The organism is Actinacidiphila yanglinensis (assembly GCF_900107965.1).
In the GTDB taxonomy this organism is placed as follows: domain Bacteria; phylum Actinomycetota; class Actinomycetes; order Streptomycetales; family Streptomycetaceae; genus Actinacidiphila; species Actinacidiphila yanglinensis.
Genome location: NZ_FNVU01000005.1, coordinates 39,743 through 65,279, shown reverse-complemented (window position 1 = coordinate 65,279; position 25,537 = coordinate 39,743). Strand labels below are relative to the sequence as shown.

At 73.0% G+C, this 25,537-nt stretch carries 26 protein-coding genes; 8 read left to right on the top strand and 18 right to left on the bottom strand.

Translation table 11 applies throughout. The annotated features are described in order from the left end of the window. The first annotated feature begins 140 nt into the window (after positions 1–140). From C4U44_RS12895 to C4U44_RS12885, 3 genes are all read left to right on the top strand, one after another. On the top strand, positions 141–995 hold the full coding sequence (locus C4U44_RS12895; protein WP_235032041.1) for a chitosanase: 855 nt from the start codon (positions 141–143) through the stop codon (positions 993–995). A gap of 88 nt (positions 996–1,083) precedes the next feature. Next, on the top strand, positions 1,084–1,503 hold the full coding sequence (locus tag C4U44_RS12890) for an RbsD/FucU family protein (RefSeq protein ID WP_103885900.1): 420 nt from the start codon (positions 1,084–1,086) through the stop codon (positions 1,501–1,503). An 80-nt stretch (positions 1,504–1,583) separates the two neighbouring features. Further along, positions 1,584–1,949 carry a hypothetical protein gene (locus C4U44_RS12885; protein WP_103885899.1) on the top strand — a complete coding sequence of 122 codons (366 nt, stop codon included), beginning with the start codon at positions 1,584–1,586 and terminating at the stop codon, positions 1,947–1,949. Between the two features lie 18 nt (positions 1,950–1,967). Here the strand turns inward: C4U44_RS12885 and C4U44_RS12880 are convergent, their stop codons facing one another. From C4U44_RS12880 to C4U44_RS12850, 7 genes are all read right to left on the bottom strand, one after another. Continuing rightward, entirely contained in the window at positions 1,968–3,551 is a 1,584-nt protein-coding gene (locus tag C4U44_RS12880) for a hypothetical protein (RefSeq protein WP_103885898.1), read from the bottom strand. A 196-nt stretch (positions 3,552–3,747) separates the two neighbouring features. Then, entirely contained in the window at positions 3,748–5,280 is a 1,533-nt protein-coding gene (locus tag C4U44_RS12875; protein WP_235032040.1) for a sensor histidine kinase, read from the bottom strand. A gap of 155 nt (positions 5,281–5,435) precedes the next feature. Then, entirely contained in the window at positions 5,436–6,188 is a 753-nt protein-coding gene (locus C4U44_RS12870) for a response regulator transcription factor (RefSeq protein WP_103885896.1), read from the bottom strand. Between the two features lie 96 nt (positions 6,189–6,284). Beyond that, a complete protein-coding gene (locus C4U44_RS12865) occupies positions 6,285–7,103 on the bottom strand; it encodes a hypothetical protein (RefSeq protein ID WP_103885895.1) in 819 nt (272 codons plus the stop codon). 50 nt (positions 7,104–7,153) lie between these two features. Beyond that, positions 7,154–8,368 carry an ABC transporter permease gene (locus tag C4U44_RS12860; protein ID WP_103885894.1) on the bottom strand — a complete coding sequence of 405 codons (1,215 nt, stop codon included), beginning with the start codon at positions 8,366–8,368 and terminating at the stop codon, positions 7,154–7,156. Further along, entirely contained in the window at positions 8,365–9,312 is a 948-nt protein-coding gene (locus C4U44_RS12855; protein WP_103885893.1) for an ABC transporter ATP-binding protein, read from the bottom strand. Before C4U44_RS12855 ends, C4U44_RS12860 begins: the two co-directional genes overlap by 4 nt. Further along, a complete protein-coding gene (locus C4U44_RS12850) occupies positions 9,309–10,670 on the bottom strand; it encodes an efflux RND transporter periplasmic adaptor subunit (RefSeq protein ID WP_160145024.1) in 1,362 nt (453 codons plus the stop codon). The genes C4U44_RS12855 and C4U44_RS12850 overlap by 4 nt, the downstream gene beginning before the upstream one ends. Before the next feature lie 344 nt (positions 10,671–11,014). Between C4U44_RS12850 and C4U44_RS12845 the strand changes: the two genes are divergently transcribed. Together C4U44_RS12845 and C4U44_RS12840 are read left to right on the top strand one after the other, a co-directional pair. Next, positions 11,015–11,692, top strand: coding sequence for a hypothetical protein (locus C4U44_RS12845; RefSeq protein ID WP_200823234.1), 678 nt, complete (start codon positions 11,015–11,017; stop codon positions 11,690–11,692). Between the two features lie 146 nt (positions 11,693–11,838). Further along, positions 11,839–12,372 carry a hypothetical protein gene (locus C4U44_RS12840; protein ID WP_146088257.1) on the top strand — a complete coding sequence of 178 codons (534 nt, stop codon included), beginning with the start codon at positions 11,839–11,841 and terminating at the stop codon, positions 12,370–12,372. A gap of 55 nt (positions 12,373–12,427) precedes the next feature. Here the strand turns inward: C4U44_RS12840 and C4U44_RS12835 are convergent, their stop codons facing one another. The 9 genes from C4U44_RS12835 to C4U44_RS12795 form a co-directional block, all read right to left on the bottom strand. Next, complete coding sequence (locus tag C4U44_RS12835; protein WP_103885890.1) at positions 12,428–14,428, bottom strand: hypothetical protein; 2,001 nt, start codon at positions 14,426–14,428, stop codon at positions 12,428–12,430. Between the two features lie 95 nt (positions 14,429–14,523). Next, positions 14,524–14,844, bottom strand: coding sequence for a hypothetical protein (locus C4U44_RS12830; RefSeq protein ID WP_146088256.1), 321 nt, complete (start codon positions 14,842–14,844; stop codon positions 14,524–14,526). 107 nt (positions 14,845–14,951) lie between these two features. Then, positions 14,952–15,962, bottom strand: a complete 1,011-nt coding sequence (locus C4U44_RS12825) for an aldo/keto reductase (protein WP_103885888.1) — start codon at positions 15,960–15,962, stop codon at positions 14,952–14,954. Positions 15,963–16,173: 211 nt separating this feature from the next. Next, positions 16,174–16,539, bottom strand: a complete 366-nt coding sequence (locus tag C4U44_RS12820; RefSeq protein ID WP_103885887.1) for a DUF3618 domain-containing protein — start codon at positions 16,537–16,539, stop codon at positions 16,174–16,176. Continuing rightward, a complete protein-coding gene (locus tag C4U44_RS12815; protein ID WP_235032039.1) occupies positions 16,536–16,937 on the bottom strand; it encodes a phage holin family protein in 402 nt (133 codons plus the stop codon). The genes C4U44_RS12820 and C4U44_RS12815 overlap by 4 nt, the downstream gene beginning before the upstream one ends. A gap of 5 nt (positions 16,938–16,942) precedes the next feature. Next, entirely contained in the window at positions 16,943–17,932 is a 990-nt protein-coding gene (locus tag C4U44_RS12810) for a metal ABC transporter permease (RefSeq protein WP_103885885.1), read from the bottom strand. After that, positions 17,929–18,813, bottom strand: coding sequence for a metal ABC transporter permease (locus C4U44_RS12805; protein ID WP_235032038.1), 885 nt, complete (start codon positions 18,811–18,813; stop codon positions 17,929–17,931). Before C4U44_RS12805 ends, C4U44_RS12810 begins: the two co-directional genes overlap by 4 nt. Then, positions 18,800–19,708, bottom strand: a complete 909-nt coding sequence (locus tag C4U44_RS12800) for a metal ABC transporter ATP-binding protein (protein ID WP_103885884.1) — start codon at positions 19,706–19,708, stop codon at positions 18,800–18,802. Before C4U44_RS12800 ends, C4U44_RS12805 begins: the two co-directional genes overlap by 14 nt. Before the next feature lie 161 nt (positions 19,709–19,869). Beyond that, the gene (locus tag C4U44_RS12795) at positions 19,870–20,820 is read right to left on the bottom strand and encodes a metal ABC transporter solute-binding protein, Zn/Mn family (protein WP_235032037.1); all 951 of its coding nucleotides are present in this window, start codon (positions 20,818–20,820) and stop codon (positions 19,870–19,872) included. Between the two features lie 175 nt (positions 20,821–20,995). Here C4U44_RS12795 and C4U44_RS12790 point away from each other — a divergent pair, with 175 nt between their 5' ends. From C4U44_RS12790 to C4U44_RS12780, 3 genes are all read left to right on the top strand, one after another. Next, positions 20,996–21,304: a hypothetical protein gene (locus C4U44_RS12790; protein ID WP_103885882.1), complete on the top strand. Its 309-nt coding sequence runs from the start codon at positions 20,996–20,998 to the stop codon at positions 21,302–21,304. A 74-nt stretch (positions 21,305–21,378) separates the two neighbouring features. Then, the gene (locus C4U44_RS12785) at positions 21,379–22,362 is read left to right on the top strand and encodes an aldo/keto reductase (RefSeq protein WP_103885881.1); all 984 of its coding nucleotides are present in this window, start codon (positions 21,379–21,381) and stop codon (positions 22,360–22,362) included. A 31-nt stretch (positions 22,363–22,393) separates the two neighbouring features. Further along, a complete protein-coding gene (locus C4U44_RS12780; protein WP_103885880.1) occupies positions 22,394–22,843 on the top strand; it encodes a type II toxin-antitoxin system PemK/MazF family toxin in 450 nt (149 codons plus the stop codon). A 129-nt stretch (positions 22,844–22,972) separates the two neighbouring features. Here the strand turns inward: C4U44_RS12780 and C4U44_RS12775 are convergent, their stop codons facing one another. After that, positions 22,973–23,782: a hypothetical protein gene (locus tag C4U44_RS12775; protein WP_103885879.1), complete on the bottom strand. Its 810-nt coding sequence runs from the start codon at positions 23,780–23,782 to the stop codon at positions 22,973–22,975. A gap of 146 nt (positions 23,783–23,928) precedes the next feature. After that, complete coding sequence (locus tag C4U44_RS12770; protein ID WP_103885878.1) at positions 23,929–25,437, bottom strand: VWA domain-containing protein; 1,509 nt, start codon at positions 25,435–25,437, stop codon at positions 23,929–23,931. Positions 25,438–25,537: the final 100 nt, after the last annotated feature.

Sequence of the window (25,537 nt, the reverse complement as noted above, 5' to 3'; positions counted from 1 at the left end):
ACCCGCGCCGACCCCTTGGCACGCGGCGGCGGGAGTGCTTCAATGCTCGGCATACGTTAGGAAGCTTTCCTAACTAACGGCACAGCCACCGCAGTTGGCCGCGCCCCGCACCGGGCCGCGGCCGGAAACGGAGACGCACCGTGCACACCTCCCCCCACCACGCCGGCGCCCCGCGCCGCACCCTGACCCGGCGCACCGCGCTGGCCGCGGCGGCGGCCGTCCTCGCCGCGGGCACCGCGACCCTGTCGATGGCAGGCAGCTCCAGTGCCGCGACCGGCGCGGGCCTGGACGACCCGCACAAGAAGGAGATGGCGATGGAGCTGGTCTCCTCCGCCGAGAACTCCTCGCTGGACTGGAAGGCCCAGTACAAGTACATCGAGGACATCGGCGACGGCCGCGGCTACACGGCAGGCATCATCGGCTTCTGCTCCGGCACCGGTGACATGCTCGAACTCGTCCAGCACTACACCGACATGGAGCCGGGCAACCCGCTCGCGAAGTACCTGCCCGCCCTGGAGCGGGACAACGGCTCCGACTCGCACTCCGGCCTCGGTTCGGCGTTCGTCAGCGCGTGGAAGACCGCCGCGAAGGACACCGTCTTCCAGCAGGCGCAGGACGACGAGCGCGACGACGTGTACTTCAACCCGGCGGTCGACCAGGCCAAGGCGGACGGGCTGGGCACGCTGGGCCAGTTCATCTACTACGACGCCATGGTCATGCACGGCCCCGGCGACGACCCGGTGAGCTTCGGCGGGATCCGCAAGACCGCGATGAAGAAGGCGAAGACGCCCGCGCAGGGCGGCGACGAGACGACGTACCTGAACGCGTATCTCGACGCGCGCAAGGCCGCGATGCTCACCGAGGCCGCGCACGACGACACCAGCCGGGTCGACACCGAGCAGCGGGTGTTCCTGAACGCCGGGAACCTCAACCTCGACCCGCCGCTGCACTGGAAGACCTACGGCGACTCGTACCAGATCCTGACCCTGCCGTAGGGCCTGCCGCCGGGCCTGCCGGTCCCGGTACGCTCGCGGGCGTAGAGATCCGATCTCTACGCCCGCCTGCGCGTTCGAGGAGCCGTACATGCTGCGCTACCAGCTCACCCACCCGACGATTCTTGCCGCGCTCGCCTCGGCGGGGCACGGCTCGCGGGTGCTGATCAGTGACGGCCACTTCCCGCACACCACCGGCGCCCACCCGGCCGCCGAGCGGGTCTACCTCAACCTCGGCCCGGACCGGATGCTGGTCACCGAGGTGCTGGCGGCGCTGGTGGACGCCGCCCCGTTCGAGGCCGCGACGGTGATGACCCCGCCGCCCGAGCAGGCCGAACCCGAGGTCTTCGCCGAGTTCCGCGCCGCGCTGCCCGGCGTGCCCCTCGACGGCCTCGACCGCTTCGCCTTCTACGACGCCGCCCGCGCCGCGGACACCGCGCTGGTGATCGCCACCGGCGACCGGCGGACGTACGCCAACCTGCTGCTCACCCTCGGCGTCCGCACGGACTGACCGGGGGCGGGCCGCGCCCTTAAGCTGTACGCGTCACAGCAGTGAGTGCCGAACGGCACGAGCGGACGGGGTGCGGTGCGATGGATGCCTGGGTCTGGTGGGTGATAGCCGTCTTCGGCCTCGGGGCCGTCAAGTCGGTGAACGACACGGTGCGCACCGCGCTGCGCACCCGCCACAAGCGGCAGATGGAGCGGCTGCAGGCGGCGCAGGCCGAGCGGCGCGAGATCGCCGCGGCCGGGCGCGCCCCCGAGCCGGTGTGCGGCTGCACCCACCACCTCGCCAAGCACGACAAGCAGGGCAAGTGCCACGAGGCGGTGGAGGTGCCGACCGCGTGGGACGCCGACCGCAAGCCGACGCAGTACGAGGCGGGCACCTGCAACTGCCAGCAGTACGTGGGCCCGCAGCCGCTCACCCGGGTGTACGCCGAGGAGATCGCGGACGTCTAGAGCCGTGACCGCGAAGGCTCATCCCGATCGCGGCGCGTCCGGCGCCAGATAGGCGCGGAAGTGCCGGGCGCCGTGCGGGGTGGGGAGCTCCACGGAGCGCCAGTCGCGGGCGAAGGCCGGCGGCCGGCCGCCCCCGGTGACCAGCACCGCTACCGGCCGGTGACCGGTCTGCGCCAGCAGCCCGGCCGTGGTGATGCTCTCGTCCGGACCGCTCAACTGCCGTGACGAGCAGCCGGTGTAGAAGGAGATCGGGACCGCCGAGACACCGGTCAGCGTGCACGGCGCGCGGACACCGTGGGCGTGCAGGCCGTCGGCGACGGCCTGGTACTCGTTGCCCGTGCGGTGGTTGTTCCGGGTGGCGGTGCGCAGGACGCTGCCCTGGACGGCGAGATGGCCGAGCAGGAGGACGGCGACCAGCGCGGTGGCGGCGGGACGCAGCCGCACCACGGCGGGCATGCCGGGCCGTTCGCCCGGCCGCCCCGCGCGGGCCCCGGAGCGGGTGACGAGCCACCACAGGCACTCGGAGACCGGCAGCGCCAGCAGCGCGTACGTCGGCAGCAGGAAGCGCGGCGCCGCGTAGGAGATCGTGAAGAGGTACGGCACGGCCATCGCGAGCGCGATCAGGCCGGCGAGCCACACGGCGGAGCGCCGTACCCGGGGCACCGCGACGGCGCCGCCCGCGGCCAGGAACGGCAGCACGAACCACCACACCGACGCGTCCTTGTGCCGCCACGACACCGTGCAAGGGCGGCACAGCGCACGCCCGTTGAGCGAGCGGACCTGGTCGTCCACCGCCATGTGCAGGCCCATCCCGCCCTCGACGCCGCTGGAGCGGTGCAGCCGCTCCGCCAGGCCGCCGTAGCGGACGTACGCCTCGATCACCCACTCGGCGCACCCCAGCACCACCCCGGCGGCCAGCACCGCGAACAGCGCGGGCCGCCGCCAGCGGGGCACGGCCAGGGCGGCGACGGCCAGCGGCGCCACCAGCCAGGCCGCGTCCGGCGGGCGCATCAGCCCCACCACGGTCACCCCCGCGGCCAGCCCGACCAGCGCGGCCCGGTCCGCGCGGTTGCGGCCCGCCCGCAGGAAGCAGCCCACCGCGGCGAGCGCCCCGTACGCGCTCCACAGGTTGGGCATCACCTGCGGCCCGTAGAACAGCGTGATCCACAACCCGGCGAACAGGGCCGCGGCCAGGGCCAGGACGCGTTCGGGCAGCAGCGGCCGCCACATCCGCAGCGCCGCGTACAGGCCGATACCGGACAGCGCCGCCATCCACAGCCGCAGCGCGACCGGGGAGTCGGTGAACTGCGCGACCGGTGCGGCCAGGAACGAGATCCCCCGGGCCCGCGGGGCGCTGAAGAACGCGGCCGGAATCCGCCCGCTCACCTGGCTGGTGTACACCGTCTCGTCCCAGCCGAGCCGGGCGCCCGGCAGCACCAGCAGGAGTTGGGCGGCCACGAACAGCGCGCACACGGCCGCGACCCACAGGTCGCGGCGCGGGGCCTGCGCCGCGGGCGCCCGCTCCGCCCGCCCGGCGTTCCGTGCGGCGAGCGCGCGTACCTGCGCGGGTCCTGGGCGTGCCTGGCTCAGCGGTTCGGGCATCGGCGACCTTCCAGCCTCGGGCGTGCCGCGGGACCACCCGGGCTTCGCGAGCGTAGACGCGCGAATCACCGAAATCGCAGTTGAACGCGCGTGTGCCTACAAAGAGCCGCTATCCGGGCGGATGGTTGTCCCCCGATACCCATCCGTAACCCTCGCACCATGCCGCGGAGTCGCCCGCGCCGCCGGAACGGCGAGCTCAGCGGGCGGAGGGGAGGCGGATGCGGAAGGTGGCGCCTTCTCCGGGCGCGGTGTCGAGTTCCACGGTGCCGTGATGGGCCGTCACCAGGGCGGAGGCGATGGCGAGGCCGAGGCCGGCGCCGCCGCCGGTGGCGCGGGAGCGGGAGGCGTCGACGCGGTAGAACCGCTCGAAGACGCGGGCGGCCTGGTCCGGGGCCAGTCCGGGTCCGGAGTCGGCGACTTCGAGGACGCCGTACCCGCCGGAGGTGCCGACGCCGATCCGGACCGGGGTGCCGGGGGGCGTGTGCGCGACGGCGTTGCCGACGAGGTTGGCGACCACCTGGCGCAGCCGGGCCTCGTCGCCGAGGACGGGCGCGGGTCCGGGCGGGGTGTCCGGGGCGCCGGGGCCGGTGAGCGTGACCGGGCGGGTCGGGTCCAGCGCGGTGGTGTCGTGCAGGGCGTCGACCGCGAGGGTGCGCAGGTCCATCGGCGCGAGCTGGACCGGCCGTTGCTCGTCCATCCGGACCAGGGTGAGCAGGTCCTCGACGAGGCCGCCGAGGCGCACCGCCTCGCTCTCGATCCTGGCCATGGTCCGCTTCACGTCGGCCTCGTCGGCCAGCGCGCCCATTCGGTACAGCTCGGCGAAGCCGCGGATGCCCGCCAGCGGGGTGCGCAGCTCGTGGCTGGCGTCGGCGACGAACCGCCGCATCTGCTGCTCGGACTCGGCGCGGACGGCGAACGCGGACTCGATCTGCGCGAGCATGCCGTTGAGCGCCGACGAGAGCCGCCCGACCTCGGTCCCGGGTGACGCCTCGGGCATCCGGTGCGACAGCGGGCGGCCCGCGGCTATCTCCGCCGCGGTCGCCTCGATCCGCCGCAGCGGCCGCAGCCCGGCGCGGACGGCGAACCAGCCCGCGACACCGAGCAGCGCCACCACCACCCCGCCGATCAGCAGGAACGCGGTGCTGAGCCGGCTGGTCGTGGTGGAGACGTCGTCCAGCGAGGCGGCCACCACGACCCCCGCGGGCAGGTCGGCGGCGGGCGTGCCGTCGCGGGTGACGGTCGCGCCCCTGCCGGTGGGGACCGGCGCGATCAGCACCCGCCAGCTGCCGCCGCCGTGGTCGCTGCGCACGTCGAAGGGCCGGTCGAGGCGTGCGTGCAGCTGGGTCGCGTCCATCGTGGGCCACAGCGGCTGCGGGTCGTTCGCGGCGACCGGCAGCCGGAACAGGTCCGCGACGTGCCCGTCGGACCCGGCGAAGGCGACGACGAACTGGCTGGGCAGCCAGGACCGCGCCCCGCCGGGGCCGTTCGCGTCCTGGGAGCCGTCCACCGTGCCGCCGCCCCGGCCGGGACCCGGCGCCAGGTAGCGGGTCGGCGGGATGCCGTCCGTACCGATCCGCCGGGCGAGCGGCTGGCCGTAGCGCTGGAGCTGCTGGTCCACGCGCTGCACCAATTGCCCGCGCACCGAGCCGAGCACCACCGTGTCGCTCACCGCCAGCCCGAGCAGCACCAGCACCAGGGCGAGGAGCACCAGGCGGGAGCGCAGCGACACCGCCGACCACTGGAAGCCGGCCGCCCGTCGCCGGGCCCGCCGCCACAGGACACCCGGTGCCTTTCCCGCGCCCGGTGTTCCGGGTGTTCCGGGTGTTCTCGGCACGGTGGGCGGTCCGGCGGGTCGCGGCGGCGGGAACGCCATCGCGGTGCCGCTCAGCCCTGGCCCGGCGCGGGGCGGCGCAGCACGTAGCCGACCCCCCGCACCGTGTGGATCAGCTTCGGCCCGCCCGCCGCGGCACCCGCGGCGCCGTCGACCTTGCGCCGCACGTACGAGATGTACGACTCGACGATGCTCAGGTCGCCGCCGAAGTCGTAGGCCCACACGTGGTCGAGGATCTGGAGCTTGGACACCACCCGGTCGGCGTTGGCCATCAGGTAGGCGAGCAGCTTGAACTCGGTGGGGGACAGCGCCACCGGCCGGCCGCCGCGGAGCACCTGGTGGCCGACCGGGTCGAGTTCGAGGTCTCCCGCGACCAGCCGGCCGTCGTCGGTGGGGCCGCCGGTACGGCGCAGGATCGCCCGGATCCGGGCGATCAGCTCCTCCAGGCTGAACGGCTTGGTGACGTAGTCGTCACCGCCCGCGGTGAGGCCGCTGATCTTGTCGTCGACGCCGTCCTTCGCGGTGAGGAAGAGCACCGGCAGCCGGTCGGGCGCGCCGCCGCCCGCGCGGGCGTGCGGCCCGCTCTCCTCGCGGAGCCGCCGGACGACGGCGAAGCCGTTCATGTCCGGCAGCATCACGTCGAGGACCACCAGGTCGGGCCGCTCCCGCGCGACGGCGGCCAGCGCGTCCGCGCCGGAGGCGGCCGAGGACACCTTGAACCCGACGAACCGCAGGGACGCGGAGAGCAGTTCCCTGATGTTCGGTTCGTCGTCCACGACCAGCAGGCTGGCCTCGGGTGTCTCCATGGGCACTCCTCCCGGCCCGGTGCGCGCGGCCGTGCCCGACACCTCTGCCGGACACGCCCTGACCGCACGGTACGTGCTGTTGCTGTGAGCCGGATGTCAGTTGCCGGTGCCGCCGCCCGCTCCGCCGGTGCCGCCGCCGAAGCCGCCCCCCGATCCGCCGCCGAAGCCGCCGCCCGGGAAACCGCCGAAGCCGCCCGCGGTGCTGCCGCCCTCGGTCACGGTGGTCGCCGTCACGTTGCCGTCGGAGCCCTTGGTGCCGAGCACGGTCACGCTCTGGCCGGCCTTGAGGTCGGAGACCTTGCCGCTCTTGGACTCGGTGATCTTGGTGGAGCCGCCGGTGGTGACCTTGACGATGTTGCCCTGGGCGTCGGTGACGTAGAGGGTCTTGCCGTCGACCAGCTTGACCGTGCCGACCGTCAGACCGTTCGCGGCGGTGCCGCCGCCGGCGGTGGTGCCGGTGCCGCCGCCGGTCTGCCCGAAGCGGCCGCCCCCGCCGGCGGTGCCGCCGCCCGTCGCAGCCGTCGGGAAGCCGGACCGCCCGGCCGTGGTGCTGCCGTTGAGGTGGTGCTTCTCGACGAGGGCGCCGCCGGAGAACGCGGCCGCGGCCACCACGCAGGCGGACAGCACGAGTGTCAGCCACGGCAGCTTGCGGCGCGGGGGCGCGGCCAGCTCGGCGGAGACGTCACGGGCGTCCGGCGGCTCCGCGAGGATGTCCTCGGGGTGCTCGGCGGGGCGCTCGACGGAGTGGCCGCCGGCTTGGGTGTCGTACCCGCTGACGTACCCGGCGGCGGCGTACCCGCCGTCCGGGCTGTCCGCGGCGTCCGAACCCCCGGTCGGCTGCGGCCCTTCCATGATCTCGATCCCGCCTGTGGTCTCGGCGTCTGCCTTGACCAGCCCGGTGCGGCGTCGCGCCATCTCGACCCCTCTTCCTGATCCCTTGTGTCGCTTGTCTGTCTTGGTGAACATCACTCGTGCCGCAGGGCCTCGATGGGCCGCAGGCCGGCCGCCCGGTTGGCCGGATAGCTGCCGAAGAACAGCCCGATGGCGACGGCGATGGCGAACGCGCCCCACACCGACTCCGGGATGACCGCGGGTTTGATGCCGACGATGGTGAAGCGCGAGCCGATCAGCCCGCCGACCACCCCGAGGCCGCCGCCGATCAGCGACAGCAGCGTGGACTCGGCCAGGAACTGCCCGAGGATGACCCCCTTGGGGGCGCCGATCGCCTTGCGGATACCGATCTCCCGGGTCCGCTCGGTGACCGTGACCAGCATGATGTTGGTGATGCCGATCCCGCCGACCAGCAGCGAGATGGCGGCGACCGCGCCGAGCAGCACCGTGAACGTCTTGTTGGTGTCGGACTGGGTGCTCAGCAGCGACGCCTGGGTGCTGACCTGGAAGTCGAGCGCGTTGGCGTCGGTGATGCCGTGGGTGCCCATCAGGATCGTGGTGATCTCGTTCTGCGCGGGCGTGGTCGCGCCGGCGGACTTCGCCTCGACCAGGATCTGGCTGATCGGGCCGAACCCGGTGAAGGCGTTCTGCACGGTCGGCAGCGGCGCGATCACCGTGTCGTCCGGGTCCTGGAAGCCGGTGCCGCCCTTGGTGGCCAGCTCGCCGACGACCGTGAACGGGGTGCCGCCGATGACCAGCTTCTTGCCGATCGGCGAGACGGTGCCGAACAGGTCGGTCGCGGTGGTGGAGCCGATCACGGCGACCTTGCGCGAGTTGAGCACGTCGTCGTCGCTGAAGTAGTCGCCCTTGTCGACCTTGCTGTTGGAGGTCTTGAAGTAGGCCGGGTACGTGCCCACGACCTGCCCCACGGTGTGCGACGTGCCGTTGTAGATCGCCGACTGCGAGGTGGTGACCTCGGGCGCGACGGACTCGATGTCCGGGGCGTCCGTGGGGTCGGCCAGCGCGCGGGCGTCGTCCACCGTGAGCGGCTTGGTGCTGGTCGCGCCGGACGAGCCGGACCCGAAGCCGCCGCCGGAACTGACCGTGAGCGAGTTGGTGCCCAGCTTCTCGATGGAGTCCTTGACCGACTGCGAGGAGCCGTTGCCGACCGCGAGCAGGATGATCACGGCGGCCACGCCGATCAGCACGCCGAGCATGGTCAGCGCCGAGCGCACCTTGTTCGCGGCGAGCCCGCCGACGGCGAACCGCAGGATCTCGAACGGGTTCACCGGGTCGCACCCCCGCTCAGCGCGTGCGGACGCTCGGACGCGAACTGCGCCGGGTCGCGCAGCGCGGGCGGCGGCCCGTCGACCGCGGCCTGCCGCACGTCCTCCACGACCTGCCCGTCCACCAGCCGCAGCACCCGCTTGGCGTGCCGGGCCACCTCGTCCTCGTGGGTGATCAGTACGACGGTGCGGCCGGACGCGTTGAGCCGGTCGATGATGGCGAGCACATCCTCGGTGCTGTGGCTGTCCAGGTTGCCGGTCGGCTCGTCGGCGAGCAGCATCGCCGGGGCGGTGACCAGGGCGCGGGCCACCGCCACGCGCTGCTGCTGGCCGCCGGACAGCTCGTTGGGGCGGTGGTCGACCCGGTCGGCGAGCCCGACCAGGGAGAGCGCGGCCAGCGCCCGGCGCCGCCGCTCGGCGGACTTCACCCCGGCGTAGGCCAGGGGCAGTTCGACCTGCGCGAGGGCCGGGGTGCGCGGCACCAGGTTGAACGACTGGAAGACGAAGCCGATCTTGCGGTTGCGGACCAGGGAGAGCTGGTGCTCGTCCAGCCCGCCGACGTCGATGCCGTCCAGCAGGTAGCGGCCGGCGGTCGGCACGTCGAGGCAGCCGAGGATGTTCATCAGGGTGGACTTGCCGGAGCCCGAACTGCCCATCACCGCGACCATGTCGCCCTGCTCGACCACCAGGTCCACTCCGGGGGAGTGGCCGGTGACCGGGTCGGGGGGGCCGCCGAGCGCGCGGACGGCGGCGTCGCCGTGCCCGTACGTCTTGAGCAGGGAGCGCACCTCGATGACCGGGGACGGCCCCCACGGGCCCTCCTCCGAGCCGTCGGGGCGCGCGCCGAGCGCCGCGCCGGGTCCGTCACCCGTCCCGCGGCGCAGCCGGTGCAGGCCGGACGCCGCTCCGGCGAAGCCGCCGAGCCGCTTGCCCAGGGCCTGCCTCATCCGCGGCCACCCCCGCCGCCGAAGCCGCCGGCGCGGAAGCCGCCCGCGCCACCGAGCCGGTTGGTACCGCCACCGATGCCGCCGGGGAACGAGCCGCTCGGGAAGCCGCCGTTGCCGGACGAGGCGACCTGCGGGATCTGCACCTGCTGCCCCGCCTTGAGACCGCTGGTGATCTGGTCGGTCGAGTCGCCCTCGACACCCACCGTCACGGAGGTGCGGGTGGTCGAGCCGTCGGAGCCGACCACCAGGACCGTGCGGTTGGCGCCGGTGCCGGAGACCGCGGCGGTCGGCACGCTGAGCGCGTTCGCCGCCGTGCCGGTGGTCACCTGGATGCTGGCGCTCAGCCCGGTCCGCAGGTTCGAGGTGTCACTGGTGATGGTCAGCGTGGCGGCGTACTGCACCGCGCTGCCGCTGGAGCCCGAACCGGAGCCCGAGCCGGAACTGCTGCTGACCGGCAGCGAGCTGATCGACAGCACCTTGGCGTCGAGCACGGTGCCCGACTCCGCGTTCAGCGTGACGGTCGCGGTCTGGCCGGCCTTGATCTTCAGCGCGTCGGCCTCGGAGAAGTCCGCCTTGACCTGCATGCCCGAGGGGTTGGTGAGGACCACGAACCCGGTCGGGGTGGAACTGCTGGAACTCGAGCTGGAACTCGTCGTGGAACTGGAACCGGTCGACCCGCCCGAGGAGCCGGAGCCGCTGCCGGAGCTGCCGCTGACCGTGTCGCCCTTCGCGCCGTCCACGGACGCGACGGTGCCGCTCACCGCGGCCTTCAGCACGCAGCCGTCCACCGCGCGCTGTGCGGCGTCCACGGCGTTCTGCGCCTGTGTCAGCTGCGCCTGCGCGGAGGCGAGTTGGGCCGGGTCGACGGTGGGCGTCGGCGTCGGGGTCGGGCTGGCCGCGCTGTCGCGGCTGCCGCTCGAGCCGGAACCCGAGCCGGAGTCGTTGCCGGTCGAGGCCGGGGTCTCACCCTCCTCGACCTTCGTGAGGTTCGCCTGCGCCGCCGTCAGCGACGCCTGGTCCTGCTGGAGTGTCTCGTTCGCCGAGGTCGGGTCGACCTCGGCCAGCACCTGGCCCTTCTTCACCTTGTCGCCCGGCTTGACGTCGACCTTGGTCAGGGTGCCGCCGGTGGTGAAGTTCAGCCCCGCGTCGCTCGGGGAGGAGAGCGTGCCGGAGCCGGAGACGGTGGCGGACACCGTCGCCGTGGTGACCGTCGCGGTCCGCGCACCGCCCGAGCCGGCGGAGTTGCCGCTGCCGTCGTCGTGCACCGCCGCATAGGCACCGCCGGCGCCCGCGAGGACCACCACGCCGAGCACCGAGTTGATCAGGACGGCCCTGCGCCGCCGTGGGAGCACCTTCATGGCGCGCATCCTGGACGCCGACGCCATTGAACCCCTGGGAGAATCCTGGGAGTTCGCTGGGAACCCGCGTGCCCCCCACCCCGTTCCGGGCGGCCGGGAAAGGGACAGCGCACCGCTTACCGGGCGAAAAGGCCGCCTCCCGCACGCCGTACGGGCGGGCGACTCCCCGGGAACTCACAGCTCGATCCCCGACAGTCCCCACTTGTATGCGGTTCAGTTCCACCGTCGCTCGCGTGTCCTCAGCGTCCTGTGCGTGCGCGCGGGCGGCACGCACAGTCAGCAGCCACGGCCGGACGCGGGTCCGGTGGTGCGGACCTCCGCTTCACCCGAGGAGACCCACGGACATGAACTGGACCACCAGCCGGCCGCCCGCGGCCCGTATCGCGGTGCGCGCCGGGGCGTTCGTCGCCGTCATCGCCTCGGGCGCGCTCGCGCTCACCGCGTGCTCCTCCGGCGGTTCCTCGTCGGCGGACGCGAAGGCCTCCGGATCGGCGTCCGCCTCCGCGGCCGCCTCGGGCGGCGGCGCCAACGGCGCGGACATGAACGCCTACCGGCAGTGCCTGTCGCAGCACGGCGTCAACCTGCCGACGTTCAAACGGCCTTCCGGCGGCGCCCGGCCGAGCGGAGCGCCCAGCGGCCGTCCGAGTGGCCGTCCCAGCGGCGGCTTCGGTGGCGGCTTCGGCGGGGGCGGCGGCATTCCCGGCCTCGGCGGTGCCTCACCCGACGCGGCCACCCAGAAGGCGCTCAAGGCGTGCGCCTCCAAGGCGCCGAAGTTCAACGGCCGCGGCGGCCAGGGCGCGAACAGCGGGGCCGACGCCAGCGCGATCCAGGCGTTCACCGGGTGCCTGAAGGACCACGGCGTGACCCTTCCCACCCCCTCGGCCGGCGCGAGCGGCGCGGCCGGCGGGCGCGGCGCCTTCGGTGAGCTGCGCAACCTCAACACCGCCGACCCGAAGACGGCCAAGGCGTACGACACCTGCAAGGCGCTGCTGCCCCAGCGTCCTTCGTCCAGCCCGTCGTAGCCGCCCGGCGCGACCCTCTGTCCGCGGGCGGCTCCCCCGCGGACCTCGGGTGCCCCCTCCCGTCCCGGCGTGCCGTGCGATAGTTTCCGAACTGCCGTCCATGACCGCGCCGGTCAGGCCACACACACGGGGGAGCCCGCATGCCGGTGTCCGCACGACCGCACCACCCGTCGCGAGGCGCCGTGTGGACCTCGGCCTGTGCGGTGGGCGCGGTGGTGCTCGCGCTCACCGCGACCGCGTGCTCCAGCTCGCCCTCCGGGCCGAAAGCGGCCGACTCCGCGGCGAAGATGTCCGCGGACGCGAAGTGGCTGGCGCAGAAGGAGCGCTCGTCCAACAAGGCCACGACCCCGTTCACGGTCACCCAGGATGGCACGAAGGCGGTGTCCTGCGGGCACGGCAAGGCGAGTTACACCTTCGCCGGGCAGCAGACGTTCACCATCGGCCCGGTGCACACGTATCTGGACGTCACCACGGTGGTCGATGCGTGGATGAAGGACCGTGGCTACAGCATCGATTTCGACGCGAAGCCGAAGAACGACTACTACACCCGCAACTCCCAGATCCTGGTGAACAAGAAGTCCGGCATCCACCTCACGGTCACTGCGACCGCCTCCGGAGAACACGCCACCACCGAGGTGTGGAGCGTCTCGGGCCACACGGAGTGTCTGCGCACAGGCTGAGCCGGTCCGGGTCCTGCGACGGGCCCGGAACCGCCTTTTCGACTCCGCCGGACGGTCAGCCGCCGTCCACTTCGTGGGCGACCCCGTCGGCCTGGGACGTGTCCATGAGGCCACCGGCAATGGCTTGCTTCTGCTGGAGCGAACCCGTGGGGCTGCTGGGGTCGCCGTCATGACCAGGGACAGTGCGCTGCTCGTTGACCCAGTCGTTGAACGAGTCGAGGTCGTTGTCCTTGGCGAGTTCTTCGAAGGGCTTGAGCTTGCCGTCCGGACCCTTGAGGTCGTCGGGCAGCGGTGTCGACTGCTGCCAGCCACCCTCCAGCAGCGTGGATGTCATGTTGTAGCGGGTCTGCATGAGCATCTCGTAGTTCTTGTCGTTGACCCCCTCGGTACGCTCCTCGCCGTGGTCGACGTAGGCCGCGCCACCGTATTCCTTGGCGGAGAAGGAAAAGACACGCCAGGCAAGCGTGGCGCCATAGCCCATCTCCGGCTCCCCTGCGACCTCCGACCCGAGGATGATCAGGCGCTTGAGCCCCTCACGGTTCGCCTCGTCAGAGGCGTCCATGTCGCCGCGAACCTTCATTTCGGCGTCGTACTGGAGCCGCCCCGTGTTGCCGAACGCGAGGGAGGCGATGTCGTAGTGCTGAGGGTCCGCCTTGCCGGCTTGGACGGCCTTCGCGTCCTCCTGCGCACACTTGACGAGGATGTCGTGCTGGAAGTTGCCCATCACCTCGTCGTAGGGCGCGGTGTAGGAGTCGTCGCCCGCGAAGGTCTTCAGGAACTTGTAGGTGTCCGCGGAACTGAGCGTGAAGGCGGGGTTGACGCCCGGGATGTTCGTGTAGTCCGCGGGGACGCCGAGCATGGACTCCGTGACGTTCTGGTTGAGGTCGTTGCCGCCGGCTGTCATCTCCGCCGGGTACGACGCCGCCAGCCGGCCCATGTCCTGCTTCGCCCAGCCGTCGAAGTACTTGTCGACCTCGTCGGCGTTGTTGCCGGCCGCGAGCATCGCGCAGTACGCGAAGGTGCTCTGGTAGTCGTCGTGCTTCTCGGGGTCCGCGTGCCAGTTGCCCTGCGCGTCGGTGTGGCCGGTGACACCGGCGCCGGCGTCGACGGCCTTGCCGAGGTTGGTCTGGACGTCGGAGTCCCACTTGGCGTACTTGAAGAGGGCGTCCAAGTGACCCTGCAGGTCGGGGTTCTTGGGGTCGCCCATCTGCGCGATGGCGGTGAAGGCCGCCGGGCCGTTGTTCCCGAGGACGCCCAGGGCCATCGCCACGGTGTCCTGGGGGAGGCCCAGTTGCTGCGCGTTGGTCATGGTGCCGCGGAAGTCCTGGTTGGGGTCCTTGGCGAGCTGGTCCAGGACGGCGGCACGGGTGGCGGCGGCGGCGAACGTCGAGTCGAAGTCGCCGTACTGCATCATGGCCATCCGGTCCCAGCCGGCCCCGTAGTCGCCCTTGGGCACAGCGGTGGTGTACAGCGCCTTCACCTTGTCGAAGCCGGCGGCCGGGTAGGGCGCGCGAGTCGCCTCGCCCAGCGCCTTGCTGAACGCCTCCAGGTCCTTCGGGGCGGTCTTGCTGCCCGTGGCGGCCAGCAGGCTCGGCATGCTCACCGCGAGGTTCGGCGGCTTGAGGGCCGCGTAGAAGGCCGAGCAGTAGTCGGGGTCGTCCTGGTGCTTGGCCAGCTCCAGGGCGATCTGGTGGTACTGGTCGCCGCCCTTGCCGTCCAGCTCCTTGACCGAGGCGAGCTGCTTGGCGAGGTCTTGGGCCTGCTTCTGCGCGGCCGCGCTGCTGATCACCGGCTCGGGCACCTGCACGACGGTCTTGAGGTCCCCGCCGTGCTCCAGGCCGACCGCCAGGGTGTAGCGGCGCTTGAGGCCCGGCACCTGGTCGTCCATCCAGGTCGCGATGGTGTTGAGGCTGGTGAGCGCGGCGGTGTCCAGGCCGTGCTGGCCGAAGCGGTAGAAGTAGGAGTTGTAGGCGCCGTGCAGGGACTCCTTGTCCGTGCTGAACGACGAGATCATGCCCTTGAGCGCCAGGGGGTCTATCCCCGAGAACTCGGTCATCCGTGTGCTCCCCCGTGGGTACTGCCTGCTGTGCTGACGGTTGCGTAGCGGCGCGGCGGCGGAGTGACCCCGGCACGGCGCGCGGGAGGCGTCGGTCAGGTGTACATGCGCTGGTCCATGTAGTACTGCTTGGCCTCCGCCGGGGAGACCTCTGCCGGAAGCTTGGCGATCTCCGCGTCGATGATCGGCAGCAGCTTGTCGACCTGCGTCTTCACCTGGGAACGCTGGTGGGTGACCTGCTTCTCCCAGTCGCTCGCGGCCTTGCCGGTCCAGACCTTCTTGCCGCCCATGTCGCTCGCGGTGCTCTCCAGCGCGTCCCGGTACGTCTCGACGTCCGTGGCGAGGTCCTTGCGCAGGTTCTTCAGATCGGTCACGGCCGGGTTCGGCACTTTTTGCTGGCTGCTCTGATCACCCATCGTCTCCCCCTACTCCCTCTCCCGCGGACACCGTACCGACTGGGAGACGGACGCGCAGCCCTCGGGCCCGCCGGAGCCGCGCGTCCGGGAGAAGTTTCACCGCACGCTCACCAGGCGAAGGACTCCGGGGCCGGGCCGGGCCCGGGGAAGAGGGTGTCCAGCTCGCCGAGGAACTCCGAGGAGAGGGTCAACTCGGCCGCGCGCAGAGCGGATTCGAGTTGCGCCGCGGTCCGCGGGCCGACGATGGGGCCGGTGACGCCGGGCCGGGTGAGGAGCCAGGCGAGGGCGACCTCGCCGGGCTCGACACCGTGCTTCTCGCAGAGCTCTTCATAGCCCTCGATCCGTGCCCGCACCGCCGGGTCCGCCAGGCCGCGGCCGGAGCGGCCGCCGGACGTACGGACCATGCCGCCCTCCCGCTCCTTGCGCAGCGCGCCGCCCAACAGGCCCTGGTGCAGCGGCGACCAGGGGATCACGCCGAGCCCGTACGCCTGCGCGGCGGGGATCACGTCGCTCTCCGCGCGGCGCTCGAAGAGGTTGTACAGGCACTGCTCGCTGACCAGGCCGAGCGAACCGCGGCGGGCGGCCGCCTCGTTGGCCTGGGCGATGTGCCAGCCGGCGAAGTTGCTGGACGCGGCGTAGAGGATCTTGCCCTGCTGGACGAGGACGTCGATCGCCTGCCAGATCTCCTCCCACGGCGTGGCCCGGTCGACGTGGTGGAACTGGTAGACGTCGATGTAGTCGGTGCGCAGCCGCTTCAGGCTCGCGTCCACCGCGCGGCGGATGTTCAGCGCGGACAGCCGGTCGAAGTTCGGCCACGACTGCTCGTGCCACGCCTTGCCGTCGTTCGTGACGTTGCCGTACACCTTCGTGGCCAGCACGACCTTGTCCCGCCGGCCGCCGCCCTGGGCGAACCAGTTGCCGAGGATCTCCTCGGTGTACCCCTTGCGGTCGTCCACCCCGTAGATGTTCGCCGTGTCGAAGAAGTTCACGCCCGCGTCCAGCGCGGCGTCCATCAGCGCGTGGCTGCCCTCCTCGTCCACTCCCTCCCCGAAGTTCATCGTTCCCAGCACCACTCGGCTCACCTTGAGCCCCGTCCGACCGAGCTGCACGTAATCCATCCCCCCAGGGAACACCTTGGAGCGCGCTCCAGGTCAAGCCTGACCCCAAGGGTGCCCCCGACCCCCTTTCGCGGAGGGAGCCGCACAGATCCAGGGGCGCGTGGGGGCACCTCCCAGCCGCCAGGCTGGGGGAGAACTGCGCGAGCAACCCACCACCGACAGGTGGTCCCTCAACCGGCGGGCAGGGGCACCCTGGAGGGTCAGGGTCGCCCTATTCCGCTCCGTGGTGGAACCAGACCAGCGCACCGGCCGCAGCCGCGGACACCCCGGCGGCAGCCAACGCCGCAACCCGCGCGCGGGAGGACGGCGCCGCACCCTCCGCGACCTCGACACGATGCGCCCCCGACCCTTCCGCCCCCGCGGAAACCTCGGGAATCGCCGCGCGGTCGCCCCCGCCGGCCCCCTTCCCGGGCAGCTTCGCCCGCAGCCCTTCCGCCGCGCGGGCGGCCTTCTCCTTCGCGCGCGCGGGCACGTCGACCTTCGCCGCGAGTTCCTCCACGGTCTGCCCCAGCGCCTCACGCGTCTCCGCGATCTGCCGTTCGAGCTCGGCGAGGTGGGGATCGGTACGAGGGGTCATCGCCTGGCCCTCTCCTTCAGGCTCACCACGTCCTGGTGGACGCTGTCCACGGTCTCCTCCGGCACCGGCGGCACCGCGTGCTTCACCTCGCCGCGGCCGATGAGCGCGGCGATCCCGGCGATGAGCAGCAGCCCGCCCGCCACGATGAGCGCGGCCGCCCACACCGTCAGCGGCCCGGCGATCGCGGCGATCGCGGCGGTGATCAGGGCGGCGAGGCCGAAGAAGGCCATCAGCCCGGCGGCGCCGAACAGCCCGCCGCCGATCCCGGCCCGCTTGCCCTTCTGCGTCAGCTCGGCCTGCGCCAGTTTCAGTTCCTGTCTCACCAGGTCGGACAGCTGCTCGCTGCCCTGCTTGACCAGCGTCCCCACTGACTTGGCGGACCCGTTCGCGTGCGCCACGACCTTCACCTCCGGATCGAGGGGGTTGTCCTGTCCGGGTTGCCCGTATCCGTCAGCGGAAACACGGGCAGGTCAGCGGGCCGGCGGCGCCCGGTGCGGCGGGCGTGTGCCGCGGCCACCGGCCGGACCGTGTACGCCGCCGCGTACACGGCGGTCGCGGTCGCCACCACCGCGAAGCTCGGCGGCAGGTCGGGGACGGCGTAGCCGAGGCCGAGCCCCGCGACCACCTCGGCGACGGCGAGGATCGGGGCGAGGGCCAGCGCGCGGTAGGGCCGGTCGGTGAGCCGGTGCGCGGCGCCGGCCGGGGCGGCGAGCAGGCCGAGCAGCAGCAGCGAGCCGATCGCCTGGGTGGCCTCGGCCGCGCAGACCCCGACCAGCACCAGGAAGCCGTAGCCGAGCGCGCGGACCGGCAGGCCGCGGGCGGCGGCCACGTCCGGGTCGATGGAGGCGAACAGCAGCGGTCGGGCGAGGGCGAGCAGGGCCGCGCACACGGCGGCGCCGACGGCCGCGGCGAGCCAGGCCTGCCCCGACGACAGCCCGAAGATCGAGCCGAACAGCACGCTGGTGCCGGCGCCGCCGTTCGCCGTGGAGCGGGTGGTGGTGTACACGGTCAGGAAGAACACGCCCATGCCGAGCGTCCAGGAGAAGAGGCTGCCGATCGCCACGTCGTCGGCCTTCGCCCCGCTGCCGAGGGTGCCGAGCAGCAGTGCCACCACGACGCAGGTCGCGTACAGGCCCAGCCGCAGGTCGTAGCCCAGGGCGAGCGCGCCGAGCGCGCCGGTGAACGCGGTGTGGCTGAGCGCGTCCCCGGTGAAGACCTGGGCCCGCAGCACCAGGAAGTAGCCGACCAGGCCGCAGGCGGCGGCGATGGCGGTGCCGGCGAGCAGGGCGTGCTGGAAGTACGGGTGCGACAGCGGCCCGGCGGCGAGCTGGTCCAGCGCGGCGCCGGGTGAGTGGGCGCGGGCGAGCGCGGCGGCGCGGACCGGTGCCGTCATGACAGCCTCCGTACGGTGCGGAGGGTGCCGCTTCCGGCGCGGGCCAGCACGTACCCGCCGAACGCGAACGTGGACACGTAGAAGCCGATCGGGTAGGGCGAGTAGTACGCCGCGACCAGGCCGAGCCAGGTCGCGGCCAGGGCGAGCAGCACCGACAGGGCGAGGCCCAGCGCAGGGCGGGCGGTGAGGGCCTGGGCGGTGGCCGCGGGCATCACGAGCAGCGCGAAGACCAGCAGCGAGCCGGTGATCTGCCCGACCTCGGCGGCCGTGGCGCCGACCAGCACCAGGAAGACGGTGCCCAGGGCCCGCACCGGCACCCCGCGCGCCGCGGCCACATCGGGATCGGCCGAGGCGAAGAGCAGCGGGCGCCCGACCGCGGCGAGCCCGGCGAGCGCGGCGGCGGCCACCACGAACAGCACCAGCACCTGGTCGGTGGTGATGCCGAGGAAGCTGCCGAAGAGCAGGGCGTTCACGCCGTTGAGGAAGCCCTTGTAGAGCGCGACGAAGAGGTAGCCGCAGGCGAGCAGGAACGCCTGGACGGTGCCGGTCAGCGCGGCCTCCGCGCCGCCGGAGTGCCGTCCGGCGCGGGGCAGCGCGGCCAGCACCAGGGCGGCGGCCACGCAGAACCCGAAGTACCCGGCGGACGCGCTCACCCCGATCAGCGTCGCGCCGGCCGCGCCCGGGAAGCCGACCATCGCCAGCGAGTGGCCGGCGAAGGTCTGCCGGCGCAGCACCAGGAACCATCCCACGCAGCCCGCGAGCACCGCCACGATCGCCCCCGCGCGGAAGGCGTTCACCATGAACGGGTACGCCCACATCTGCGTGACGTCGCTGACCGGGTTCCAGGAGAACCCGCCCGACGCGAGCTCAACCACGCGCACGCCGCGCCCCCCTGACGAAGTGCCGGACCGGGCGGGCGCCTTCGGGGACGTCGGGTTCCGTCCGCGGCCTGGCACGGTGCGGCGGGTGGCGGTCGGCGTGGAGCGCGGGGGCCTCGGGGCCGCCGACCACGACCAGGCGGCCGCCGGACGTCCGCAGGACCTCGACCGGGGTGCGGTAGAGGCGGCTGAGGGTGGGGCCGGTGATCACGTCGTGCGGGCGGCCGGAGACGGCGCCGCCCTCGGCGAGGTACACCACCCGGTCCAGGTGGTGGAGGATCGGGTTGACGTCGTGGGCGACCATCACCACGGCGACGTCGTGCTCGTGGCAGATCCGGCCGACGAGTGCGGCCACCGCGCTCTGGTTGGGCAGGTCGAGGCTGTCCAGCGGCTCGTCGAGCAGGAGCAGGTCGGGCCGCCGTACCAACGCCTGGGCGATCAGCAGGCGTTGCTGCTCGCCGCCGGAGCACGCGCCGATCGAACGGTGCGCGTAGCCACTCGCCCCGACCGTCTCGATCACCTCGGCGACCCGGTCGGCCGCCGCCCGGGCCCGACGGCGGTTGCCGGGCAGCGGCAGGAGAGCGGGCAGGGGAGTGCCCCACCGGTCGCCGTCCAGGCCGAGCCGCACCAGGTCGGTGCCCCTGATCCGCAGGCTCGGGTCGAAGCCGCGGCGCTGCGGCAGGTAGCCGATCCGGTCGCCGGCCCGACCCGGGCGGGCACCCAGCACCTCGATCTCGCTGCCCGGTTCGGGCCTGAGCCGGCCGAGCAGCACCTTGAGCAGCGTGGACTTGCCGACCCCGTTGGGGCCGAGTACCGCGACGAACTCGCCCCGCTCGATGCGGACATCGACCCCCGACCACAGGGTGCGGTCGCCGACCCGGACGGCGGCGTCGCGCATCTCCAGGACGGGGCAGCAGGGATGCGGGGACCCGGCCTGCCCTGACCCGGCCCGCGGGTCGTCCCCGCCCGCCCGGTCCGCCGCGCCTGCCGGAGCCGGTGCGTCCGGAGCCGCTGCGTCCGCCCGCCGCGGGGGCGGCTGCGATCCGCCCTGCCCGGGGATCACCGGCCGGTCGCTTTCGCCAGCGCGGCCGCGATCCCCTGGAGCTGGCGCACCTGCCACTGCTGGAACGACGCGCCCGCGGGTGTCAGCGTCTCGGTGACCGTGGCCACCGGGATGCCCTCCGCCTTCGCCTCCTTGACCTGCTGCTGCACGTCGGGCGTGGAGTTCTGGCTGTTGTAGACGTAGATCCTGATCTTCCGGTCCTTGATCTGCGCGTCGATCGCGGACTTGTCGTGCGCGGTCGGGTCCGACCCCTCGCTGATCGCGGTGAGGAACGAGGACGGCGTGAGCATCTTGAGGCCGAGTCCGTCGGCCAGCGGGCTGACGATCGACTCCGACGCGCCGATCGGGGTGCCGGTGTACTTCGCCTTGATGGTGGCGATCTCCTGGTTGTACGGGCCGAGGGTGGTGTTCTCGAAGGTGGTCTTCAGCCGGTCGAAGTCGGCCGCGTCCGCCGGGTCGATCCGCTGGTAGTCCGCGGTGATCCGCTCGATCACCTGGTGCACGTCCTGCGGGGAGTACCAGCGGTGCGGGTTGCCGCCGGGCTTGATGCCGACCAGGTCGCCGACGACCAGGTCCTTGCGGCCGGCCGACGGGGACGCGGCGAGCAGCTTGTCCGCCCAGGCGTCGTAGCCGATGCCGTTGACGATCGCGTACTGCGCGCCGGCCACGGTGCGGGCGTCGGACGCGGTCGGCTCGTAGTCGTGCGGGTCGGTCTCGGGGTTGGTGATGATGCTGGTCACCTTGACGTGGGAGCCGCCGAGCTGGGTCGCGATGCTCCCCCAGAAGTTCTCCGCGGCGACCACGTGGATGGTGGTGCCGGCACCGCCGGGGGCGGTGCCCTTGCCGGTGGAGCCCGCCGCGTCGCCGGACGACGTCGAGCAGGCCGTCGCGGTGGCGGCGGTCAGGAGGAGGGCGGCTGCGGCGAGGGGGCGTATCGAAGTTCTCACGGGGACCGACGCTAAGTGAAAACGGTTGTCAGTATCAAGCGCTTGGTGAGAGAAAGTGAAAATCGTTACCAGGTCTTGTGCCGGGCGGTTCGGGCGTACGCTCGTGGCGTGGGGACGAATCGGGAGGAACATCGGTGAATGCGGTGAAAATCCCGAGAGCGATCGAGGTGGGCGTATGACGTTGTACGGCTCCGATGCGGCCCATCGCCGGGCCCTGCTGCTGAGTGAGGTCGCCGCGGAGGGGGCGAGCGGACTGTCCCGCGTCCTGCGCCGGGCCACCTCCGGGGACGAGGTCGCGGCTGGCCTCACCGTCTCCGCCCTGGTCCGCTCGGTGCGCCCGCTCACCGCGATGGACACCCACGAGTTCCTGCGCCGCGCGCACATCCGCGAGAGCGACCTCGCCGGCGACATCACGCCGGGACAGCGGGTGGCGCTGGTGTCGCTCGTCGACCGCTACTCGCACCTGTTCCCCCGGACCCGCTAGGGCGCCCGCCCCGGCCCGCGGTGGTCGGCCGCCCCGCCTCGGGGTCCGGCGCCCGGGCTCGTAAGCTCGGGAGCATGGACAAGCGCGTATGGGGCCGGACCGGCCGAGAAGTCTCCGTGGTGGGGTTGGGGACGTGGCAGTTGGGGGCGGACTGGGGGGAGGTGCGGGAGGAGGACGCGGTGGCGGTGCTGGACGCCGCGGTGGCGTCCGGCGTGAACTTCTTCGACACCGCGGACGTGTACGGCGACGGCCGCAGCGAGCAGCTGATCGGGCGCTACCTGAAGGCACACCCCGAACTCGACGTGTTCGTGGCCACGAAGATGGGCCGCCGCGCCGAGCAGCTCCCGGAGAACTACTCCCTCGACAACTTCCGCGCGTGGAACGACCGCTCCCGCGCCAACCTGGGCGTCGACACCCTCGACCTGGTGCAGCTGCACTGCCCGCCGACCGCCGTCTACTCCTCCGACGCCGTCTTCGACGCGCTGGACACCCTGGTCGCGGAGAAGCGCGTCGCGCACTACGCGGTCAGCGTCGAGACCTGCGCGGAGGCGCTGACCGCGATCGCCCGCCCCGGCGTGGCCAGCGTGCAGATCATCCTCAACCCGTTCCGGCTCAAGCCGCTGGAGGAGGTGCTGCCCGCGGCCGCCGAGGCCGGCGTCGCGATCATCGCCCGGGTGCCGCTGGCGTCGGGGCTGCTCACCGGCAAGTACACCCGCGACACGGTCTTCGCGGCGAACGACCACCGGACGTTCAACCGGCACGGCGAGGCGTTCGACCAGGGCGAGACCTTCTCCGGCGTCGACTTCGAGACCGGGCTGGAGGCGGCGGCCGAGTTCGCCGAGCTGGCGCCGCGCGGGGCCACCCCCGCGCAGACCGCGCTGCGCTGGATCATCCAGCAGCCCGGTGTGAGCAGCGTGATCCCGGGGGCCCGGTCGGTGGAGCAGGCCCGGGCCAATGCCGCGGCGGCCGAACTGCCGGAACTGCCCGGCAGCGTGCTCGACGGCGTGCGCGACCTGTACGACCGGCGGATCCGGGCCCAGGTGCACGGCCGCTGGTGACGTCGCCGGTCGGGCCGCTACGGTCGTCCGCGTGACGACCTTCACCGACAGCCACGCCGACATCCCGGGCTCCAGCGGCCCCTACGCCACCACCGAGGCCGACCCGCGCGACGTGGGCCGGGTCCGTACCGTGTACGCCCCGGTCCACGACGGCGACCCCGACCCCGGCGAGATCGTCTGGACCTGGGTCCCTTACGAGGAGCACGACGGACGCGGCAAGGACCGTCCCGTCCTCGTGGTCGCCCGCGAGGACGCCGGCACCCTGCTCGCCGTCCAGCTCACCAGCAAGCGGCACGACGGCGGGGACTGGCTCGCCCTCGGGTCCGGGCCCTGGGACCGCGAGGGCCGCGACTCCTGGGTCGTCCTCGACCGGGTGATGCGGCTGCACGAGCAGGGGATGCGGCGCGAGGCGTGCGCGCTGGACCGCGGGCGGTTCAACCTCGTGGTCAACCGCCTTCGGGAGCTCTACGGCTGGGCCTGACCCCCGGGGCATCCGCCCAGCGGGGGTGAGCGCGCAGCCGGTGGCGTGCAGCTCAATCCCCTCGGCGTCCCTGAGCGGCGCGGCCCCTCGCGCGTGGTGCGCGGGGCCGCGCCGCTCAGGGAGCCGGGGTCAGGACTTCTTGGCGCCCTTGGACGCGGTGCCGGCCGGCTCCGCCTCGTCGTCCGCCGGGGACCCGGCCGCCTCTTCGTCCGACGCCTTCGCGTCGTCCGAAGTCGCGTCCGCGTCCGTGTCCGCTTCCGCCTCGGCGTCCTCGTCGGATGCCTCCGCGGCCGTGTCCGAGGGGGTCGTCTCCGCGTCCGCGTCCGCACCGGCTTCCTCGGCCTTCGCCTCGGCGTCGGCCTTGGCCGCCTTCTCCTCCTCGTCCTCGAAGTAGGTGTCGAGGACGGCGTCGAGCTGGGCGGTCCACTCCTTGAGCCGGCCGCGGGACGTGGCCTCGACCTGGGCCTCGTACCAGCGGCGCTCGGGGGTGTAGACGGTGACGCTGAAACGGCGGCCGAAGCGAGGGGTGTCGATCTCGACCGCGGCGATCTCGTCCCAGCGGAAGTCCGCCTCCTCCTCGTCGAGGCGGAAGCGGACCCCGATCCGGTCGGCGATGATCGCGCCGCGCCGGTCGGAGACCTCGAAGTCGGGAGCCGGGTCCTCGGCGTCCGCGGTGTCCTCGGCGTCCCCTGCGCTCTCGGGGTCCTCCGCGGCTTCCGCGTCGGCCTCCGCCGGCTCGCCGGCGTCGTCGGCCGCGGCCTCCGCCTCGGCGGGCGGCTCCTCGGCGGTCGCGTCCTCCGCGGCGCCGGCCTGCTCCGGGACGGTGCCGGCCGCCTCGTCCGCGTCGGAGCGCGGCGGGGTCAGGCCGGGCACGAAGGCCGGGTCGAGGCCGGCGGCGGGCACGGACGGGGTGATCGAACCTATGCGCTGCTGCTCCACGGCAAGCAGTATGGCCGATGAAGCTGTGACGGCAGTCGCCGAACCACATAACAACATGGCAGCCCTTTGGTTTATGCCGGGCCGCAGGCCGAAGTGCGAAGAAAAGGTGGTATGCCGGTAGTGCCGCACGGGTGGAGGTATCCGGTTCAGCGGATCACCCGGGCCGCGCGGGCCGTCTTCAGCCAGCTCGGGAACTCGGACATGAGGCAGTCGTAGAGTTCGGCGTCGCCGCGCTCGCGCGGATCGTGGCCGGCGGCGAAGAACCCCGCGTTGTCGATCGCGCGGCCCTTGAGCGTGTCGAGGCCCCGGAGGAACTTCAGCCCGCGCGGATTTCCGAAGCCGACGAACTGCCAGAAGATCGGCAGCGTGCAGGTCTGCTGGAGCAGCCGCTTCGTCTCGCCGCGGTCGAAGGGCTCGCCGTCGGTCTGGAAGACCACGAACGCGGGGTCGGTGGCGCCGCATTGCTGGTAGTGGTCGATCACCGCGCGCATCGCGGGGGCGTAACAGGTGCCGCCCCAGGGCAACTTGCGGTGCAGCACCTCGACCCGGTCGGCGTGGTTGTCGAGCGAGATCTCGGAGACCAGGTCGACCCGGCTGCTGAAGAAGACCACCGGGACCACGCCGTCGTCGTCGAGGTTCGCGGACAGCCCGAGGACCTGGTTGGCCAGGTGCTGCATGGTGCCGCTGCGGTAGTACGACTTCATGCTCGCGGAGTGGTCGAGCACGAGGTAGACCGCGGCGCGCTGGCCGGTGATGCCCTGCTTCTGCAGGGAGATCCCGGCCTGCTTGTAGAGGTTCACCAGAGCGGGCGCGGCCCGCTCGACCTTCTCCAGGCTGATCGCGGGGGCCTGCGCGGGCATCGGCGGCGCGGCCCGGGGCGGCGCGGGCGGCGCGGCGGGCGGCGGGGCCACCGGAGGTGCCCACGGCGCGGGCGGCGGCAGCTGCGCGGGCGCGGCTCCGGGCGGCGGCGGTGCCCACGCGGGCGGCGCCGCGGCGGGACCCGGGTGCGCCGGCCCCGTGCCGGCGGGCGCCCGGCCCATGTCCGGCGGCGGCCCGAACTGCTGGGCGGGGGAGGGGGTCTGGAGGGTGGGCGGCGAGAGGACGGCGTCGGGCACCGTGGGCGGGGACGGCGCCGGCGGCGCGGCCGCGGCCGGCTCGTCGTCGACCGACACCCCGAAGTCGCGGGCCAGCCCGGCGAGTCCGTCGGCGTACCCCTGTCCCACGGCGCGCACCTTCCACGCGCCCGCCCGGCGGTAGAACTCGGCGAGCACGACCACCGTCTCGCCGAGCCGGCACGGCGGGGGCTCGAAGGAGATCACCCCGTCGCCCGAAGTGACCGTCACCCGCAGGCCGCTGGCGCCGTCGAAGACCGCGCCGGGGCGGTTCGCGTCCACGCTGACCACGACCGCGACCGTCTGCACGGCGGGCGGGACGCGCGGCAGGTCGACGGCGACGCCCTGGCCCTGCACGCTGACGCCGTCCTGCGCCGGGTGGTTGTAGAAGACCAGGTCGGTGTCGTCGCGGACCTTGCGGTTCTCGGCGAGCAGGACCGCGGACACGTCGACGGCCGGGCCGGTCGCGGCGACCTCGGCCCGCGCCCGGTCGCCGGTGAGGGCCGTGTTGCCGCCCGGTGTGAGTGAAATGGCGCCCGCCATGGCCTGTTTCCCCCTGATCCGTGGGTGGGGCTGGTGTGTCCCATTCTTGCCACACCCGGCCCCGATCGGACCGTGAACGACAACGAATATGTGATGATCG